This is a genomic window from Samsonia erythrinae (assembly GCF_004342665.1).
Classification (GTDB): Bacteria; Pseudomonadota; Gammaproteobacteria; order Enterobacterales; family Enterobacteriaceae; genus Samsonia; species Samsonia erythrinae.
On sequence record NZ_SMBY01000001.1, the window covers coordinates 102,274 to 120,913 of the forward strand.

Below are 18,640 nucleotides of genomic sequence, written 5' to 3' on the forward strand. Positions count from 1 at the left end.
ATACGAAGGGATAAATCAAAACGCATCGGAAAAGATTTTCACGCCAACTTATTGAATCGCAATAACACAGGGATTGATAAGGAGGCATAAAAAGGGAAAGGTGGTCGGACTCGGAATCATACTCACGATTAACTTGCTGTTAATTATCTATTTTGTTGATGTTTATCGTAAACAGCGCCCCCACGAAAGCCCCCATAAAAAATCGCTTTGTTTTTGTGATGGTTGTCACGAAAAATCGGTGTTTAAGCGGTTAACCGTTTCGTTATGTGTGGCGTTAGACCCACACATAACAGTGTTCAAAATTCAGCCCTATCCTTGATTCATCGCAGACAACGATTGGGTATCTATGCGTTCTCATCGTCCTGATGCTTGGTTAGGTTAGCATCATAGCCGAAGCTAAATAGCGGCTGGCAGGATTTTGCACGCCAAACCTAGTTAATCCGGCGAATGGGGGCGGAATGTGCTGGGAATTCCAAAGCTGCATTAGACGATGTCATCATCGCGTATTAACCCGCCATATGATTTTAATTATTTGATATAGATCATTTTTTAACCAATAAGCTGTGAGGTTTTGTTGTGCATCTGGTTAAATAATGATCAGTTTTGTTTTGGGAGACATAGCCGATGTCAGAAAAGGAGGGAACGACAAGGAAGATTAGAGTCGCAGAATATCTACGAATGTCGACCGATCATCAACAATACTCTTTGCAAAATCAGTCCACATTTAATCATGACTTTGCAAAAAAGCATGAAATGGAGATTATTGTCTCATATGCTGATTCTGGTAAAAGTGGTGTAACAATTGCAGGTAGACAAGGATTGCAGCAGCTCATTGAAGATGTTACCCGTCATCTTATTGATGTTGAAATTGTCCTGGTTTACGACGTGAGTCGATTTGGTCGGTTTCAGGATATGAACGAACCTGCATATTATGAGTTTCTTCTAAAAATTCATGGGGTTAAGGTTGTTTATTGCGCTGAGCCGATATCTGATGCCTATCCCGAAGCGTCAATGCTCATATTGAATACACAACGATTTGGTGCAGCGGCTTTCAGTAAGAATCTTTCAGATAAGGTTTTTATTGGTCAGGTAAATTTAGTTAAACAGGGTTATCGGCAAGGTGGTTCTCCGGGGTATGGATTGCGACGCCAACTGATTGATGAAAATCATAACCCCAAGCAAATTCTTATATTAGGGCAAAAAAAGAGTATACAGACCGATAGGGTAATTCTGGTTCCTGGGCCAGAAAATGAATTATTTACTGTTTCCAGAATATTTTCTATGTTCGTTAAACAAGCTAAGCCGGAGAGAGTTATTGCGTCAGAACTTAACCGAGAGAATGTTTCTGCTGAAAATGGGACGTTATGGACAAGAGGGAAAATACATCAGATATTGACAAACGAGAAATACATAGGGAATAACGTATATAATAAAACCTCGTTCAAGCTCAAAAAAAATTTCATAAAAAATGAGAAGAAAGACTGGGTCAGATGTAATAGAGCATTTAAACCAATAGTCGATAAAAATATCTTCTATGAAGCGCAAGAAATTATTAGGTTGAGATCTGAGCGACTAAGCGATGAACAGTTACTCAATTCCCTGAGAAATTTATATAAAAAGAAAGGTTATTTGTCTGGATTTGTTATTGACGAAGAGGATTTGATGCCATCCAGTAGCATTTATCGTAGTAGATTCGGGGGATTGCTCAGAGCATATTCGCTAATTAACTATAAACCTGAACATGATTATAGTTATATTGATATAAATCGGAATCTACGTTGTTATCACTCTGATGTAGTCAATTCATTAATGTCAGAAATTGCCTCTGGCAGTAGTTTTGTTGAAAAAAAGAAAGGAAACTCATTACTGAGAATAAATAATGAATTTGACTTGTCTATAACCATTTCTCGTTGTCAGCATAGATCTCTTGGCCGTAGACGCTGGAAGGTTAGGTTCGAGAATACGTTATCTCCTGATATTACAATTGCTGTTCGAATGGATGACGACAATAAAAATCCATTGGATTATTACATTATACCAGCAATCGATAATGTTTATGATGAGTTGTTAATGAATGATATGAATCCCTGGTTTCTCGATTTATATCGTTTCGACTCTCTGTCACCTTTATTTGAAATGGTTGAGCAAGTTATATTACAGGAGGCAATATGAAAGAAATTAACGAATCTGAAGTTGTTATGTTAGATATATCCGCTATAAAAATCGTTAATCCCAGAGTTCGCAATAAACGTATTCATGATGAAATAACAAAAAATATTGATGCTGTAGGATTAAAAAAACCAATAACAGTCAGGATACTTAAGAATGATTGTGATGGGTATAAATATGCACTAATTTGTGGGCAGGGGCGGTTGGAGTCATTAAAAAAATTAAATCAGGATACCATCCCGGCAATAATAAAAAATGTAGACGAAAAAATTGGACATGTGATGAGTCTGGTCGAAAACGTGGCCAGAAGACGTCCCCGCTCTACCGAGCTATTTGATAGAGTAAAAGATCTGAAAAATATGGGGTTATCTGATCATGATATAGGTAAACGAATTGGTTACTCTACACAATGGGTGAACAATGTGACGATGCTGCTTGAAAAAGGAGAGAAAAAATTACTAGGGGCATTTGAATCAGGACATATACCACTCTCAATTGCGGTAACCATTGCTCGCTCAAGTAATGAAGAGATACAACAGTTATTACTGGATGCTTATACTCAGAAGTTACTAAATATAAAACAAATAACACTGCTGAGAAATATAGTGGCAAGAAGGAATCAAGGTAATAAAGGAAGCTCTAATACTAATTATATTCAGCACAAAGATCAACGGAGAATGACTCTTGAGGAGTTGATGGGGGTGTATCAAAAAAACATTAATGAACATAAAGAAATGCAAAGAAAAGCTGAATTGGCAAAAGAGTCTTTACTATTAGCCAGACAAATGATGTCAGAACTCTTGAAAAATAGTCAATTCGTAGATTTGCTTAAAAGAGAAGGACTAAATGCCGTACCAAAACAGATACTGGATAACTCTCTATTACATAAAGGATGAAATTATGATTAAGTATTGTTTTAGTAATAAGTGTGTGGATATGCCAGTTGAAGCATTAATGCCATCGAAACCACTTCCGGTAAATGTTAAAATCAGTCATAAATATAAGCAAATAGTTTTGTCCGTGAAAGAGTTAGGACTGGTTGAACCCGTTGTTGTTTGTTTTCAGGACTCAGGGAAGGTGATAAAAATTCTTGATGGTCATTTACGCATCGAGGCATTGAAAGAACTTAATATGCCAACTGTACCTTGTATTATATCACCCGATGAGGAGTCATATACCTATAACAAGCATGTAAATAGGTTGTCTGTTATTCAGGAACAAAAGATGTTGCGTATTGCCGTTGAAGCAGGGGTTCCGGTTGAAATGTTAAGTGCAGCTTTAGGTATAACGCCTGCGATTTTGACTGCTCGTTTTCGTTTACTTGATGGGATCTGTGATGAGGTTGTTGTGTTACTGGCAGATAAACATGTCCCCAGAGCTTTATTTGAAGTGCTGAAGAAAATGAAGTCTACTCGGCAGTTGGAAGTTATAAATATAATGACAACGCTTAATAATTTTACCAGAAAGTTTGCATTATCCCTGCTTCAGGGTACACCAACAGAACAACTTGTAAATGATAAAAAATCCAAAATGGAACAGCGAGATCACAAGGCAAGTATCGAGCGATTAGAAAGAGAAATGGCAGCCGTTCAGATTGATACTGAAAAGTTAAGTGATGATTATGGTGGCAATAATCTTAAATTGGTAATTATAAAGTCACATATAACGAAAATCCTTGATAATGCCAGAGTATTGCATTGGTTGATGGACAATAGCCCAGAATATCTCTCTCAATTGAAAAAACTATCTGAAATACGCTCTCTTTAAGTTATGTCGTAGGGTACAAACCTGAAAAGGGTTGATGAGCAAAAGCCGCAGGAGTTTCCGTTACAGATGGACCTCAGGGAGTGATTCGATGGGGAGAAGAGGTAGGTAGATGCAATGCACCTTAAAATAGTCATAATCTGATTATTGCGTGTTTTAAGGTACATAAGTGATGATATCCAAGCTGACATCAGGATTCTTGAGGTTGAAATTTGCTCGCACGCACCTAAAATATGGCACAATCAAAGATAATGATTATTTTAAGGTGCAAAAATGAAACGGTCACAACAGGAGCTCCTCTCGCCGGAACAATCTCTCCAGTTAGTCACGTTGGGTCGAACCCTGGCGTATAGCCGAATTTCGCGCAAAATACTTCAATCAGAAGTCGCCGTACGCGCAAATCTTAGCCGTAACACGGTAAGCCGCATTGAAAATGGCGATGCTGGCGTCGCAATCGGCCAGATTCTTCGTTACCTTAGCGTTATTCGTCCCGGCGCAACGCTGGCAGACGTGTTGACCCAAAAAGATAACGCGGTTACTGCCCTGGAAACCGCTAATCGCCCTCGTCGTGCAAGGCCGCTAAGTAACAAGGAGCTAGAAGAATATGACTTCTGAACAAACGTTAATGGTGCATGCATTTCTACCAGGTTCAACTCAGTCTGTTCCTACCGGTAAATTGCACTTACAGGAAGAAGGCGTCAATCTTCAGGCGTCGCGTTTTGTTTATGGTCTGAAATACCTGAAACGAAATGGAGCAATCGAAATCGACCCTGTCGGGCTTGGTATACTACAAGGGCAGCAAGTAGCAGGACAGGCGTTGTTTGCACAAGAATCTGCGCTGTTTGGTGGCATTCGCGATGCAGCACCTGATGCCTGGGGCCGTCGCGTCATCGAAGCCAAAAAGCGGGTTCCGGCAAACTCATTGCCGGAGTCAGTGTATCTTCTTGAGGCTGGGCCAAACCGGACTGGGGCGTTAGATGTCACTCCCGATGGTGAACCGGCCAGAGAGTTGGGCGCTTCGACGGATATTAAATCATTGGGATATCTGTTAGAGGCCGCCGAGAGAATTGAGAATGGCGTGCCTTTACCTGCAAATCTGCATGGAATATTTGATGCAGGGTCCAGCATGGGGGGGATGCGGCCAAAAGCAACAGTAGTGGTTGAGGATGGTAGCCACTGGCTGGCGAAATTCTCTTCCCGTAACGACCGTGGTTTTTGTTACCCGGCAATTGAACACGCGACCTTAAGGCTTGCGCATGCGGCAGGACTCCGTGTACCTGAAACTCGCCTTGAAGAGATCGGTTCGGGGCGCTTCGCGATGCTGATTAAGCGTTTTGACCGTGTGGGGGGAGGTGATACTACCGGACGACGTCATTTTGTCTCCGCATTGACGCTGATGAATATTCATGAAATGGCATCAATAGAAAGCAGCTATGCTGAATTGGCAAACGCCATGCGACGCTATCTTGATGCTGCCAGCCTCGTTGAAGATTTGAAAGAGCTTTACCGTCGAATGGTATTTAATATATTGGTTAACAATGATGATGACCATTTACGAAATCATGGCTTTGTCCTTATGGAGTCACCAGCGCAAACGCCTGTAAGAGGGGCAAAAGAGCCTCAACATGCCGTCAAGCTCGCATGGCGTATTAGCCCGTTATACGATGTGGTTCCTCGTCCTGTTCATTCTCACCAGCGTCGCCTGCACCTTGGGGTGGGCGCGTTTGGTAAAGAGGCAACGCTGGTTAATGCGCTTTCTTGGTGTGAGCGTTTTAGCTTAAGCCGGGTAGAGGCAATGGTGGAAATTGATGCTATCTGGCGCGTGGTCAGAGAATGGCGTAATCATTTTGAGGAACTGGGTGTAGCAGGAAACGATATTGATGCAGTCAGTCCCGCATTTTTGCATGCCCGTTATCTGGGAGGCGACGAAGTGGGGATCTGTTAACTGCACCTTAAAAGTAACATTATTATGTTAATGCGCCTTTTTAGGTGCTGTATTTCGTTATGTGTGACGATATTAACTTAGTTTACATTTTGTCTGTATTGTCCATCCATAACGGACAATACAGACAAAAGCTAAACTGAAAATGATAGTGCTGGGGAATACCAGAATAAATCAGCCCTGCCAAAACAGAGGGCTGATTTGTGATAGCGACGCAGATTCAGGGCAGTGGCGGTAGGCCAAGCTCTTTAAGAAATGCGTTATGCGTATCTCTGGCCTTGGCTATTTCCTTTTCTAAGTCTGTTAGTTGGCTGTTTACTGTTGCCAGATCGATTTTTTCCTCTGGCATGGCCGTGCTGATATAGCGAGAAATGTTCAGGTTATAGTCGTTCTTTTTTATCTCATCCAATGAGACGCGACGAGAGTAGCGATCCTCTTCCTTGCGGAACTGGTAAGTATCGACAATCTTACTGATGTGATCTTTATTCAGACGGTTTTGGCGTTTGCCTTTGTCAAAATTTTCACTGGCGTTGATGAACAACACATCATCCGGTTTCTTGCACTTTTTCAGCACGAGGATACAGACCGGAATACCCGTCGAGAAAAACAGGTTAGCAGGCAGGCCAATCACCGTGTCTATATTGCCATCTTCCAATAATTTACGCCGGATACGTTCTTCCGCACCGCCACGAAACAGGACGCCGTGCGGTAGGATAATCGCCATGGTGCCTTCTGGAGACAGGAAGTGGAAACCGTGCAGCAGAAAGGCGAAATCGGCAGCGGATTTGGGCGCGAGCCCATAGTTTTTGAAACGGAAATCCTCTCCCATCGCTTCGTTTGGCTCCCAACGATAGCTGAAAGGTGGATTAGCCACTACGGCGTCAAAGTACATCTTATGGGCAGGATTGGCTTCTTTCAGAATATCCCAGTCATTATGCAATGAGTCGCCGTGGAAAATCTCAAATTCAGAATCCTTCACACCATGCAGCAACATGTTCATGCGCGCGAGGTTGTAGGTGGTAATGTTCTTTTCCTGACCATAAATTTTGCCGATGCCGTGTGCGCCAAGTTTGTTGCGCACATTTAGCAGCAATGAACCGGAACCGCAGGCAAAATCGAGCACTTGATCAAGACGTTTTTTCTTTCCGGTCGTCGGGTCCTGACTGTCGAGAGTGACAATCTCGGAAAGAATGCTGGAAATTTGCTGCGGGGTATAAAATTCGCCCGCTTTTTTACCAGAACCGGCGGCAAACTGTCCGATCAGATATTCGTAGGCATCACCCAGAATATCGCTACTAGTGGAAAACTTAGCGATACTTTTAGAAATTTCGCTAATGATGACGCATAGCCGGGTATTACGTTCCTCGTATTTTTTACCGAGTTTATCGGACGTCAGGTTAATCTCAGAAAATAGTCCCTGAAAGGTACTTGCAAAGGATTGATTTTCTATATAGTCAAACCCTTTATCCAGCGTACGAAGTAACTCTTTATCCTGTGTGCGGGCCATTTCTGCGATGCTGCTCCACAGGTATTGCGGTTCAATAACGTAATGAACCCTACGGCGCATCATTGCCTCAAAGTCTTTGATGTCATTAGGGTTATTCTGATACCACCGGCTTAACGGGGCGATGGATGAGTCTTCAGTGCTCGGATAATCCGGACCTAGTTCTTTTTTCGCGGCAGTTTCGTAGTTATCCGACAGGTAGCGCAAGAACAGAAATGACAGCATGTAATCGCGAAAGTCATCGGCATTCATTGCGCCGCGCAGATTGTCAGCGATATTCCACAGGGTATCGCCCAGTTGTTTTTGGTCTTGTTCAGTCATGCGTGATCCACGGGGTCAGGAGATTCAACGGGAATTTCAGGTTCTGTAACTGGCGGATCCTGCTGTTCGGCAAGCAGATCCGGCAGCGCGAATCGATATTTATCCAGAAATGCGTTCAGAATGTCTTTGAATAAGGCTCTGGTATCATCAACCATTTCTCTGGGCTCATAGGCCGAGTATTTGCCATGGCTTAACAGGTTCAGGGCTCGGGCGTACAGCACTTCATCTTCCACGCCGTGAATGCAGGCGGAAAAGTCGTTAAAGCCAAAAAAGGTCGCCGTTTTTTCAAGAATGCTGCGCAGCATATTGAAATGATGCGTATACAGTTTATCCGATGCCGCCGCTTTCTGTAATTCGCAGAGCATGGCAACATGGTGAAAGAACGGTGTATCGTCAGTTGGGCGTAGCGTATAGGTGTTGGACTGCTTTTCACAATAAAAAAAATATTTCTTATGGCTTAACTTTTTAAGCTCATTGCACATCACATTGAAAAACAGGCCATGATGCGACGAGATCGCCGTTTTCAGTTTACCCTTTGCACGCTTAAGCAGTTGAGCCAGATCGCTGGCGACGGCAATGGCATTATTATCATCCAGCGACGAAATAGGATCGTCAATATACAGATATTTCACCCAGTGATAAGGACCGGTTTCGTCGCCGTCAATCGCCAGTTCGCAGATTGCCAGATAGATGCACCAGATAAAGATATTCTCCTCGCCACGCGAGACTTTAATATTTGTCGCATCATTGCGAGAGAAGGTGACGGTCCATTGTTCATAATCAATGCGAAAATCAAAATTCGCATAGCGTTCAAGGTAAGCAAAGATTTTCTCTTCCAACGCCAGTTCCCGCAGGCCAGCAAAGAATTTTGACTCTGAATTGATGCGTAATACACGCTCAGTATCGGCATTGAGATCGTTGTCCCAAGAGAACAAATCCTCGGTGTAGGCGTTAAAATAGAGGGTATCGCCTAGTATTTCTTCGATCATTAACGGCTGACCGACATGATCGCCGACGGAAAAAGGACGACGAATTTTCTTTTTCCCTTTGTCCTTAAAAGCCATCGACAGGCGTGTTTTTCCGGTGCCGTTATAAGCGTAGAGCAGAACATAATCCATATTATTCAGGTCATCACGCAGGCGGGTAACAACGCGCTCTATGGTTTTGTAGCTCAGAATTTTGGGTTTATTGCTCATCAATTTGCCTCATCCATCGCAGGAAAAAGCTGCTGCATCAGACCGGTTTTTTGGGCTTTGAGAACATCTAGTTTTTGGCGTTGGGCAGTAATTAATTCATCAAGAGCAAAAAAATTATCTGCGATTCTTTTCTGTTCATCCAACTTGGGCAATAAAACCAATGTATTTCTTAAACTATCCATATTGGTTTTACACGGAACTGCATTCAATAATGATTTTCCATGTATTTCTGCTTGATATCGACTAGATTGCATAAAATAATGCATAAAGAAAGAGTTAAAAGATTTTGATTTTTTTATTACGGCCAATGTAACATAAATACTAAAATCATAGTCCCAGTCGACTACTCTTGTATAACCAATTTTCCCGATTCTGGTTAATAGAATATCACCTTTTTCAGGTTTGTTTTTTTTAGTGCTAATTTTAAAGTCATTTTCTGAAATGAATTTATTTTCTTTCCCACTGACAATATTTTCAACACTAAAGAATGGAATACCCTCATCTTTATAATTTGGGGTTTGATGTGTGCCATCAAAAATTGAAGAGGAAACTTCGGACAGTTTTCTTTCTTCCCATTCAGGAGCACCTTGAAACTCAGCAAATCGCAACTCTGGCAAAGTCGCCCCCTCGGCCGGAAACAGCTTCTGCATTAGTCCTTTTTTATACTGCTGAAGTGCATCAATTTTCTTCGTCTGTAATGAAATAACGTTATCAAGCGAAGAAAGACAGTCGGCGATCTTTTTCTGTTCTTTTATAGATGGCAACAATAAAGAAAAAGAGCGAATTTGAGCAAAGTTGAGCCCTTGTCTGTTACCACCAGCCTGAAAACTGTCTATCTGTTTTTGGCCGTCAGATGACAGAAGATATTGATTGAGAAAATAGGGGGAAAGCTCAGATTTCTTTGTACGGATGATACAAACATGTTGGTTTACATTGCCGCCTTTAATACAACTATTTGCAACAGCACTTCTTCCAATGGATGCACCGGTAATATTTAATAAAACATCACCGTTTTCGATTTCAGTCGAGGAAAAGGTTGAGTGAGTGTCATTATCGATAAATACGACATCATCAAGGAGCAGATTCCCCCATCCAATATTTTGACTACGAATAAATGGGTGACCTTCATTTTTATAATTTTTATCTCCCCCTTTCGGCGTAATCCCACTACCGACTTTAGTTGCTTTAGAACCAATAGTCACAATATCCCAATCCGTTCCATTTCGAAACTCCGGGAACCTCAATGCAGTCAACTGTTTTTCGACCTTTTTTTTACTCATATCTGAAATTTTCATCTCACTGCTCATACGCCGCCAATCCCGAAATCTCACGCCCCTGCGCCAGCTTATGCAACAACGGCGCTAAATCTTCCATCAATGCCAGACTCTTCTCCGTTCTCGCCTTCCAGCCCAGATCCAGCGGTGACAGCAAATCGCTCAGTTGCTCGCCGTCGAAAATCATCCGCTGCATAATCCCATCGACAAACGCCTGCAACGCGGTGCTGTCCAGTCCGTGCTGTTCCGCCACCGTTGCCAGTTCGCGGGTAAACTTCTGCGCTTTAAACTCTTCATACCCTTGACGTATCTCTTCCTCACTCATTCCTTCGCCCGCTTTAAGCGTATCGATATAGGCCGTGATTTCCTCGCGCTCATCGATAAATTTAGCCTCAGCGCAAATCAGGCCGATCAATTGCTCACGGGTCATCTTCTGCTTGCCGGGCTTGTTCTGGGTATAACGAGCCAGCAAGCTCATAATGTAGTCATAATCAATTACCGCTGAAGCAAACAGTACGAACTCGAAATCCAGCTCTTGCACTTCACGAGCGATGGTATCGTCATTTTTTTCCTGCTGTGCTTTCAGACGTTGCGCGGTCTCTAGGTACACGCCACGGAAAGCGCGTAACGTATCTTCCGGCAGAGCCTGTTCAATGCTGGCGGTATTCTCCGGCGTCAGATCGGTATATTGATCGAGCTGGGTTTTTAGCCGCTGCACCTCTTTAAACAGGTTAATAAACTGACTCCGAGCCTCATCCCCTCTCAGATTCGCCACTTCTTCCGGCGCGCAGGGCAAACCCTGTGATGTCATAAAGCTGTCCAGCGTAGCGACCGCTTGTTCCAGTTTGTCGATGACCACAGGCGCGGGGTCAACCAGCCAGATTTCTCTGGCGTGTTCTTGCTTCTCACCGGAAAACAGCGCGATAGCGTCGTTAACCGAATCCTGCTGCTGGCGGAAATCCAGCACATTGCCGTAAGGCTTGGTGTCGTTCAACACGCGATTGGTGCGGGAAAATGCCTGAATCAAACCGTGATATTTCAGATTCTTATCCACATATAGCGTATTCAGGAATTTGGAATCGAAACCGGTCAGCAGCATATCGACCACAATCACCACATCGATTTTTTGCTCGTGGGGATAATCCTGATTTGGGTACTGTTGCGCTTTAATGCGTGTCTGAACGTCCTGATAATACAGATCAAAATTATTGATATCGTGGTTGGTGCCGTAGCGGGTGTTGTAATCGGCGATGATCGCTTTCAGCGCGGCTTTTTTCTCTTCCGGCGCATCTTCGTTATCCGCTTTTTCCTGCGGCAGGTCTTCCTGAATCTGCTGGACATCTTTGTTACCATCGGCAGGTGGGGAGAACACGCAGGCTACATTCAGCGGCGTAAACGAACTTTCTTCCATCAGCCGTAACGCCTGAATATCCTGAAACAGGCGGTGATACTCAATGGCGTTGTTAATGGATGCGGTTGCCAGAATGGCATTAAATTTTCGTCCGGCGGTGGCGGTATCGTGTTTATCCAGAATCGCCCTGACCACAGCTTCCTGCGCCAGCATTTCGCCGGGTTTCAGTCGGCCTTTCCCTTCCGCTTTGTAATAGTCGACATGGAAACGCAGAACGTTACGATCCTCTATCGCGTGGGTGATGGTATAAGCGTGAAGCTGCTTTTGGAACACATCCGCCGTGGTGACAATGGATTTTTCCTGCCCGTCAATCTGCTTGTAAGTCCCGTTTTCCGGGAAAATAGGCGTACCGGTAAAACCGAATAGTTGGGCGTTGGGGAAAAATTCTTTAATGGCCTGATGGTTATCACCGAACTGTGAGCGGTGGCACTCGTCGAATATAAATACCATGCGCTTATGGCGCAGCGGCTCAAGACGCGCCTTATAGTTGCGTTTGCTGTTACCGTCCAGCGCCAGACCGAGTTTTTGAATGGTTGTAACGATCACCTTATCGGCGTAATCGTCAGATAACAAACGCCGGACCAGCGCTTCGGTATTCGTATTTTCCTCTACGCATCCGGCCTGAAACCGGTTAAATTCCTCACGGGTCTGCCGATCGAGATCCTTACGATCGACGACAAACAGGCACTTTTCGATATCAGGGTTATCCTTTAGCAGCGTCGATGCCTTAAAGGAAGTTAGCGTTTTGCCGCTGCCGGTGGTATGCCAGATATAGCCATTACCCCGGCGTTGATGGATACAGTCCACAATGGCCTGCACGGCGTAAATCTGGTAGGGCCGCATCATCAACAGCTTCTGCTCGCTGGCAACCAGTACCATATAGCGGCTGATCGTTTCACCGAGCGTACATTTAGCAAGAAATTTACCGACAAACGTATCAAGCTGAGTGATTTTTCGGTTGCTTTCATCGGCAAGCTGGTAAAGCGGCAGAAAACGTTCGTCCGCGTCAAAGCTGAAGTGGCGGTTATTATTGTTGGCGAAATACCACGTATCACTGCGGTTGCTGACGATAAACAGTTGCAGGAAACAAAGCAGAGTACGGCCGTAACCGTTACCGGGATCATTTTTATAATCGACTATCTGCTGCATGGCGCGACGCGGACTGATCGCCAGCGCTTTCAGTTCGATCTGCACCACCGGAATGCCGTTGATCAGTAGCAGCACGTCATAGCGGTGGTGGCTGTTGTCGGTGTTTATCCGTAGCTGGTTAACACATTCAAAGGTGTTTTTGCACCAGTCTTTAATATTCACCAGCGTGTAGTGAAGGGGTGTACCGTCGTCGCGTTCAAAGCTGCTGCGCTCGCGAAGTTGCGTTGCAGCTACAAATACGTCCTGACTGACGATCTTCTCCATCAGGCGGGAAAACTCACCATCGGTCAGATGTACACGGTTCAGCGCTTCGAACTTCTCGCGGAAATTGTGCTCCAGTGTGTCACGATCGCGGATATCAGAACGATAAACATATTTAAGGTCGGCCAGTTTGCCGATTAAGTCCTGTTCGATCTGCTTTTCTGTTGTTGTCATGGGGCAAACCTGATGGCTGCTACTGCCTGAATAATTCCCTGTATTTTTTAGCTATATCAGGGAAATGAATAAGTGTACTGTCGAGATAATTGATTGAGGTAGTATAAGCACCTTAATTCCTTGATGAAAGTCATTAATCAGCCAGCCGAAAAAGGATACTCCTTGCCGCCGCGAATCAATCGCGGTATCTTTTATAGGCACCTGCAAAATCAGGTGCCGGGATTGGAACCCTGGGAAAGTTACAGGCGACATATGACGCGCCCGCGTCTTTTTTTATGTCGTGCGCTCGGCATACCTCAATGGTGGGCTGGGCGGGGGCACCGTAAGGTGCGCCGGTTGCCTGTAACGCCGGTAGTTCCAACCCCGTTCAGTCCACCACCATGAGATTGGAACCTCTGGTGGTGGGTTTTAAACCCGTTACAGGAGGTTGCTCCTATGGCTACGATCCCCACTCAAACAGACCCGTTACTTACCGTTCCTTTCAGCTCCGATACAGATTTCACCGTACTGGCCGATCATTGTGAAAAGTGCGCAGATACTCAGGCGGAATGCTACGATCCGGCGCTGAAGATGGCTCTCTGCGGTCGGCTTGCCGCCGGTCTTGCGCTACTGAAACCGGGCTTGCGCGATCCTATCCCATCTCACCTGATAGACAGCCTGACCGTTGATACCTTGCCCACAAATTCTCCCCGTTTTGCCCCCGATGCGGATACGCTTTGCGATTACTGTTTTACCCTGACTCAACTTCTGCTTTGCCGGATGTTTCCACCACAAGCGGAAGAACAATTGCGCTGGCTTCTGGCTGAACTGGTTGATTACTTTGCCGCTGAGCTGAAAGCCCCGCGCTGGATACGTACAGTTGACGGCGTGAAGTGTATTGATGAGGAGGCGGCATGAACCAACAGGATTGGCATCCCGCCGATATTATTGCGGCGTTGAAAAAACGGGGAACAACACTGGCGGCGGTTTCGCGTAACGCAGGGCTGGCCTCTTCCACGCTGGCGAATGCGCTGACAAAACACTGGCCCAAGGGTGAAAAGCTGATTGCGGAAGAACTTGGCGTTTCCCCTGCGGAAATCTGGCCTTCCCGTTACCGCAAGCCAGAGGATCACTAAAGTAAAACAAGCTCTCCCGTCCCGTTATCGGCGAACGCGGATAACGGGACGGGAGAAGGCAAGTGAAACGCGGCAGATTTACATTCATAAAATGATGAAAAAATCAACAAACAACTGTGTAAAAGCAAAAAACAGTTTTCCCTTTCCGCGTTATTGCCACGGGTGTAAGTTTTCACCTGCACAAAATGCTTCATGACCTGAGAGAAGCGCCTGATGTATCAGGATGGTCGCCTTTTACCGGCATCAACCTTTGAAAATGCCGGACCGCGTTGCGGTTAAGGTCATCCTCTACTCTGCTTCACCTTCCCGCTGTTTCTGAAGCCTGCGCCGCAAAACGACAACACATTTGCACCACATGTAACGAGTTACCGGAACACGTCTTGAGTTTCCCGGTAGAGAGGAATGCATTTCGCCTGGGGCGACTTCAGACTCTTCATTATCGCTTTGCACCTATATAGGTTTTAAACTATATTAATAAGGAGATCCCGTGTGGACGATTAAAACAACGGACATATTTGACGGCTGGTTCAGTTCACTCACTACCATCGATCGAACCCGCGTGCTGGCGGCGCTTATCGTTCTGCGGCAAAAAGGGCCGGGCTTGCCCAGGCCATATGCCGATACGATTAAAGGCTCTCGCTACAGCAACATGAAAGAATTACGCGTTCAGAGCCGGGGCGATCCGATACGGGTGTTTTTCGCCTTCGATCCTTACCGTACCGGCATTCTGCTTTGCGGCGGTAACAAGGTCGGCAATGAAAAACGTTTTTATGACCAGATGATCCCGGTTGCTGACCGGGAATTCACGAATTATCTGAAGACATTAGATGATAAGGAGTAACGCGATGGGCAGAACGCTCGAACAGCTTCTTGCGGATGAAAAACCGGAAGTCGTGGCCGACGCTCAGGCGATGGCGGCGGACATCCTGCTCAACATCCACCTTGCCGAACTGCGTGAAATAGTACAGAAAACACAGGTTGAAATGGCGCAGGCGCTGGGCATCAGACAACCTACCGTTGCCGGTATGGAAAAGCCGGGCCGCGACCTGAAACTGTCCACGCTTAAACGTTACGTTGAGGCGGCGGGCGGCAAACTGCGCCTTGACGTGGAACTGCCAGACGGTTCTCACTACGGATTTGTACTGTAAACACTGACGCTCCATGAAATGGAGCGTCAACCCCCCTTATAACGGGCAGCGGCCTGCATTGCCGTAAGGCTTTGCTGCCGAGTGACCGCAATCCTGCACCAAAATTTCAATTTTCATTCACTGCGCCAATCCAGTGCGTCACTTTAACCGCGCCAAGCGGGAAAGTGACGCACCAGCGCCATGTTACTGCACCAGACAATTCCACTGCGCCAGCACGCGGCGGGATTCTGACACCGTGATTCAACCCACTTTCACTTACAGGAGAACGTGAACCGATACCGGAGGGGGATCAGGACGATCCGGGGGATAACCCGCGCCAGCGGGCGGCTGCTCAGAGATCACAACCGAAGCCCCGTAACACCTCAACGGCTGCCGCCCCGGCGCTCAGGTATCGTTCGCAGCCCGACCACCATTCAGGGCTATCGGCCTACGCGCCGGGGAAGGTTGTATCAGATTTTGGAGTTGCTGCAATCATGAAAGGGGGAAATGCAAAAAATGAGTTTTCTGGAGCAGGAAATGAAAACGCTGGCGCGGCAGGCGGGCGGCAGTCATAAAACCGTTCACGATCGCATGGCGCTGGCGCAGCGATTCTGTATCCGTTTGCTGGAACAGAATGTGCAGATCCGGCGGGTGGAGCAACTGAAAGCCCGACATGTTGAAAGCTACATCCGGGAACGGCTGGAACAGGGCATAACGAAACGCAGCCTGCAAAACGAAATGGCGGCGATCCGCTGTCTGCTGAAGCAGGCAGGGCGTGATCGGTTAGCAGCCAGTGAACGGCTGTCCAATAAATCTCTCGGTTTGTCCGGCGTATCCCGCAACGGCACCCGGCAAGCCATCACGGTGGAGCATTATAGGCAGGTGCTGGAAATCGCTCGAGCAAAAGACGCCGGAATGGCGGCGGCGCTGGAACTTTCAAGGTTGATGGGATTACGCTCGCAGGAAGCGGTGCAGTGCGCGCAATCGCTCGGAACGTGGAAACAGGCGCTAGAGCGTGGCGAATCCCGGCTCACTGTGGTATTCGGCACCAAAGGCGGACGGCCTCGCGAGACAATAATTCTGGATGTTGGCGCAGTCAGAAAAGCGCTGGATAACGCTTTATCTGTTGCAGAGAGTCGCAACGGCAGGCTGATTGATAAGCCCGACCTGAAAAGCGCAGTGAAGTACTGGCATGGTCAGGCGTCGCGTATCGGCTTGACTGGCGCATATTCCCCGCACTCATTGCGTTACGCCTGGGCGCAGGATGCCATTCGCCATTATCTGGCGCAGGGATTTAGCGAAAAAGAGGCGCTGGCGCTGACGGCGATGGATTTAGGCCACGGCGACGGGCGCGGGCGCTATGTGGCGCAGGTCTATGGGCGTTGAAACGACGGATGATTTTTGTGCTGGTGCAGTCAAAAGGAAAAAGGCCGAAAGGGTAAAGGAAGGCTAAGGGTAACAGCGCCAAACCGGAAAAGGCCAAAGGGCTGAAAAGGCCGTGATTGGCGCAGTTCTATGTTCGTTCGACGGGGAATCTGGTGCAGTTCTGCGATTTTCCGGCGTCAGTGAACTGGCGCAAATAAAAAGCAGATCCGCTGGCGCAAAGATCTGCTTTTCGGCGTCAATTTGTCGCGGGTTCAGGCAACCTGAGTCTGCCTCTCAAAACGATAAGCCGGGATGAATTTCTGCCGGCAGGCATCGAGATAGTCCGACCACCATTGCATCATCTGCGTGCGTTCGTCGAGGTGTTCCGCTTTGTGAATATAGGCGGCGCGAACGTGGTTGCGCTCCTGATGGCTCATCTGCCGCTCCACTGCATCTTTTGACCAGCGGCCTGATTCAATCAATGCGCTACAGGCCATCGTGCGGAAGCCATGTCCGCAGATATCCATCTGTGTGTCATAGCCCATCGTGCGCAGCGCCTTGTTGATGGTGTTTTCGCTCATTGGCTTATGTGGATCGTGATCGCCGGGAAAAAGTAAATCCCCGTTGCCGGATAGTAGTTTTAGCTGCTTCAGTGCCGTTACCGCCTGTTTTGACAGCGGCACCAGATGCGGCGTTTTCATCTTTGCGCCGCGCTCTGAGTGACGCACGCCAGCGATAGGCTCACGCTGTGCGGGAAGTGTCCACATGGCGTTATCCAGATCGATCTCCGTCCAACGGGCAAAACGTAATTCGCTGGAGCGGATAAAGATCAGCAAATTAAGCTGTACCGCCAATCTTGTCAGCAGTCTGCCGGAATAGCCTTCGATTCTTTCCAGTAGTTCCGGCAACTTTTCTAACGGCAGGGCAGGGTAATGGTTTTTCGGCGGTGGGGTGATAGCGCCGCAGAGGTCATTGGCTGGATTGCTGGCAATCAGTCCTTCCTGTACGGCGTAACGCATGATGACCGTCGTGCGTTGCTGTATCCGTGCAGCCGTCTCCAGACAGCCTTTTTTCTCTGCTACCCGCAGCGGGATCAGCAAATTGGCGGTTTTCAGGTCGGTGATAAGGGCATTGCCGATGAACGGGAAAACGTGCAACTCCAGTGAGCGCAAGACTTTGGCGGCGTGTGCCTCACTCCAGCGAATGTTGGCGGCCACCCACTGACGAGCAATGGCTTCAAAGGTATTGCCGTTTTTCTTCGCCTGTTTGTCGTGCTGTTTTTTTACGCCGGGATCGTCCCCTGCGCTGAGAATAGTCCGGGCTTCCTCGCGTAGTTTACGTGCAGTTGCCAGCGAGACCGTCGGGTAAGCGCCAAACGCCAGCTTCTTCTCTTTGCCGCCGAAGCGGTACTTAAGATGCCAGAGCTTGGAACCGTTAGGTTTGATCAGCAGGTATAAGCCCTGCGCGTCGCTGAGTTTGTAAGGTTTATCGAGCGGCTTGGCGTTGCGGATGGCGGTATCAGTCAGAGGCATGGTGGGGGCTCCGTAGTTTATCGAACCGACAGGCCCCCAATTAAGCCCCCAAAAACTACGGATGTCAAAAAATCTGGTAGTACCTTGAGGTACTCCAGACTTTCATCAACTTACTGATTTTGCTATGTTCCCGGACGCATAGGAACGTCCCAAAACAAAAATATGGTGCCCGGACTCGGAATCGAACCAAGGACACGAGGATTTTCAATCCTCTGCTCTACCGACTGAGCTATCCGGGCAACGGGGCGCATTAAACCGTAAAGGCCTGTCGGCGTCAACGGGTTTCTGTCACAAAGCGGAGCGCCTGCGCCATTTTCAGGCAATTGTATTATTTAC

Annotated in this window: 15 protein-coding genes and 1 tRNA gene; 10 read left to right on the forward strand and 6 right to left on the reverse strand. The window is 46.8% G+C overall.

The window, feature by feature from the left end:
• The first annotated feature begins 624 nt into the window (after nt 1-624).
• From EDC54_RS00415 to EDC54_RS00435, 5 genes are all read left to right on the forward strand, one after another.
• On the forward strand, nt 625-2,172 hold the full coding sequence (locus EDC54_RS00415) for a recombinase family protein (protein ID WP_268991078.1): 1,548 nt from the start codon (nt 625-627) through the stop codon (nt 2,170-2,172).
• Entirely contained in the window at nt 2,169-3,065 is an 897-nt protein-coding gene (locus EDC54_RS00420) for a plasmid partitioning protein RepB C-terminal domain-containing protein (protein ID WP_132452190.1), read from the forward strand. Before EDC54_RS00415 ends, EDC54_RS00420 begins: the two co-directional genes overlap by 4 nt.
• Before the next feature lie 4 nt (nt 3,066-3,069).
• Nucleotides 3,070-3,936: a plasmid partitioning protein RepB C-terminal domain-containing protein gene (locus EDC54_RS00425; RefSeq protein ID WP_132452192.1), complete on the forward strand. Its 867-nt coding sequence runs from the start codon at nt 3,070-3,072 to the stop codon at nt 3,934-3,936.
• A 270-nt stretch (nt 3,937-4,206) separates the two neighbouring features.
• The gene (locus EDC54_RS00430) at nt 4,207-4,548 is read left to right on the forward strand and encodes a helix-turn-helix domain-containing protein (protein WP_132452194.1); all 342 of its coding nucleotides are present in this window, start codon (nt 4,207-4,209) and stop codon (nt 4,546-4,548) included.
• Entirely contained in the window at nt 4,538-5,878 is a 1,341-nt protein-coding gene (locus EDC54_RS00435) for a type II toxin-antitoxin system HipA family toxin (protein WP_132452196.1), read from the forward strand. Before EDC54_RS00430 ends, EDC54_RS00435 begins: the two co-directional genes overlap by 11 nt.
• Nucleotides 5,879-6,095: 217 nt before the next feature.
• On the opposite strand, the gene EDC54_RS00440 is transcribed toward EDC54_RS00435, so the two are convergent.
• Genes EDC54_RS00440 through EDC54_RS00455 form a run of 4 tightly spaced genes read right to left on the reverse strand, consistent with a single transcriptional unit; the run spans nt 6,096 to nt 13,165 of the window.
• Nucleotides 6,096-7,700 (reverse strand): type I restriction-modification system subunit M, encoded by a 1,605-nt coding sequence (locus EDC54_RS00440; RefSeq protein ID WP_132452198.1) that lies wholly within the window; start codon nt 7,698-7,700, stop codon nt 6,096-6,098.
• A complete protein-coding gene (locus EDC54_RS00445) occupies nt 7,697-8,896 on the reverse strand; it encodes an AAA family ATPase (RefSeq protein WP_132452200.1) in 1,200 nt (399 codons plus the stop codon). Before EDC54_RS00445 ends, EDC54_RS00440 begins: the two co-directional genes overlap by 4 nt.
• A complete protein-coding gene (locus tag EDC54_RS00450; RefSeq protein ID WP_132452202.1) occupies nt 8,896-10,203 on the reverse strand; it encodes a restriction endonuclease subunit S in 1,308 nt (435 codons plus the stop codon). Before EDC54_RS00450 ends, EDC54_RS00445 begins: the two co-directional genes overlap by 1 nt.
• Nucleotides 10,193-13,165: a type I restriction endonuclease subunit R gene (locus tag EDC54_RS00455; RefSeq protein ID WP_132452204.1), complete on the reverse strand. Its 2,973-nt coding sequence runs from the start codon at nt 13,163-13,165 to the stop codon at nt 10,193-10,195. Before EDC54_RS00455 ends, EDC54_RS00450 begins: the two co-directional genes overlap by 11 nt.
• Nucleotides 13,166-13,600: 435 nt before the next feature.
• Here EDC54_RS00455 and EDC54_RS17965 point away from each other — a divergent pair, with 435 nt between their 5' ends.
• The 5 genes from EDC54_RS17965 (at nt 13,601) to EDC54_RS00485 (ending at nt 16,793) form a co-directional block, all read left to right on the forward strand.
• Nucleotides 13,601-14,062 carry a hypothetical protein gene (locus EDC54_RS17965; protein WP_132452206.1) on the forward strand — a complete coding sequence of 154 codons (462 nt, stop codon included), beginning with the start codon at nt 13,601-13,603 and terminating at the stop codon, nt 14,060-14,062.
• A complete protein-coding gene (locus EDC54_RS00465) occupies nt 14,059-14,280 on the forward strand; it encodes a helix-turn-helix domain-containing protein (protein ID WP_132452208.1) in 222 nt (73 codons plus the stop codon). The genes EDC54_RS17965 and EDC54_RS00465 overlap by 4 nt, the downstream gene beginning before the upstream one ends.
• 487 nt (nt 14,281-14,767) lie before the next feature.
• Nucleotides 14,768-15,121 (forward strand): type II toxin-antitoxin system RelE/ParE family toxin, encoded by a 354-nt coding sequence (locus EDC54_RS00470; protein ID WP_132452210.1) that lies wholly within the window; start codon nt 14,768-14,770, stop codon nt 15,119-15,121.
• A gap of 4 nt (nt 15,122-15,125) precedes the next feature.
• Nucleotides 15,126-15,428: a helix-turn-helix domain-containing protein gene (locus EDC54_RS00475; protein ID WP_132452212.1), complete on the forward strand. Its 303-nt coding sequence runs from the start codon at nt 15,126-15,128 to the stop codon at nt 15,426-15,428.
• Nucleotides 15,429-15,923: 495 nt separating this feature from the next.
• Nucleotides 15,924-16,793, forward strand: coding sequence for an integrase domain-containing protein (locus EDC54_RS00485; protein WP_132453574.1), 870 nt, complete (start codon nt 15,924-15,926; stop codon nt 16,791-16,793).
• 251 nt (nt 16,794-17,044) lie between these two features.
• On the opposite strand, the gene EDC54_RS00490 is transcribed toward EDC54_RS00485, so the two are convergent.
• Together EDC54_RS00490 and EDC54_RS00495 are read right to left on the reverse strand one after the other, a co-directional pair.
• Nucleotides 17,045-18,304 (reverse strand): tyrosine-type recombinase/integrase, encoded by a 1,260-nt coding sequence (locus tag EDC54_RS00490; RefSeq protein WP_132452213.1) that lies wholly within the window; start codon nt 18,302-18,304, stop codon nt 17,045-17,047.
• A 163-nt stretch (nt 18,305-18,467) separates the two neighbouring features.
• A tRNA-Phe gene (locus EDC54_RS00495) sits at nt 18,468-18,543 on the reverse strand.
• Between the last annotated feature and the right edge of the window lie 97 nt (nt 18,544-18,640).

Excerpts from the sequence above, each read along its gene's own strand:
- EDC54_RS00435 (WP_132452196.1), top strand. The coding sequence starts at position 4,538 with ATGACTTCTGAACAAACGTTAATGGTGCATGCATTTCTACCAGGTTCA.
- EDC54_RS00465 (WP_132452208.1), top strand. The coding sequence starts at position 14,059 with ATGAACCAACAGGATTGGCATCCCGCCGATATTATTGCGGCGTTGAAA.
- EDC54_RS00450 (WP_132452202.1), bottom strand. The coding sequence starts at position 10,203 with ATGAGCAGTGAGATGAAAATTTCAGATATGAGTAAAAAAAAGGTCGAA.
- EDC54_RS00440 (WP_132452198.1), bottom strand. The coding sequence starts at position 7,700 with ATGACTGAACAAGACCAAAAACAACTGGGCGATACCCTGTGGAATATC.
- EDC54_RS00425 (WP_132452192.1), top strand. The coding sequence starts at position 3,070 with ATGATTAAGTATTGTTTTAGTAATAAGTGTGTGGATATGCCAGTTGAA.
- EDC54_RS00445 (WP_132452200.1), bottom strand. The coding sequence starts at position 8,896 with ATGAGCAATAAACCCAAAATTCTGAGCTACAAAACCATAGAGCGCGTT.
- EDC54_RS00430 (WP_132452194.1), top strand. The coding sequence starts at position 4,207 with ATGAAACGGTCACAACAGGAGCTCCTCTCGCCGGAACAATCTCTCCAG.
- EDC54_RS17965 (WP_132452206.1), top strand. The coding sequence starts at position 13,601 with ATGGCTACGATCCCCACTCAAACAGACCCGTTACTTACCGTTCCTTTC.
- EDC54_RS00415 (WP_268991078.1), top strand. The coding sequence starts at position 625 with ATGTCAGAAAAGGAGGGAACGACAAGGAAGATTAGAGTCGCAGAATAT.
- EDC54_RS00420 (WP_132452190.1), top strand. The coding sequence starts at position 2,169 with ATGAAAGAAATTAACGAATCTGAAGTTGTTATGTTAGATATATCCGCT.
- EDC54_RS00455 (WP_132452204.1), bottom strand. The coding sequence starts at position 13,165 with ATGACAACAACAGAAAAGCAGATCGAACAGGACTTAATCGGCAAACTG.
- EDC54_RS00485 (WP_132453574.1), top strand. The coding sequence starts at position 15,924 with ATGAGTTTTCTGGAGCAGGAAATGAAAACGCTGGCGCGGCAGGCGGGC.
- EDC54_RS00490 (WP_132452213.1), bottom strand. The coding sequence starts at position 18,304 with ATGCCTCTGACTGATACCGCCATCCGCAACGCCAAGCCGCTCGATAAA.
- EDC54_RS00475 (WP_132452212.1), top strand. The coding sequence starts at position 15,126 with ATGGGCAGAACGCTCGAACAGCTTCTTGCGGATGAAAAACCGGAAGTC.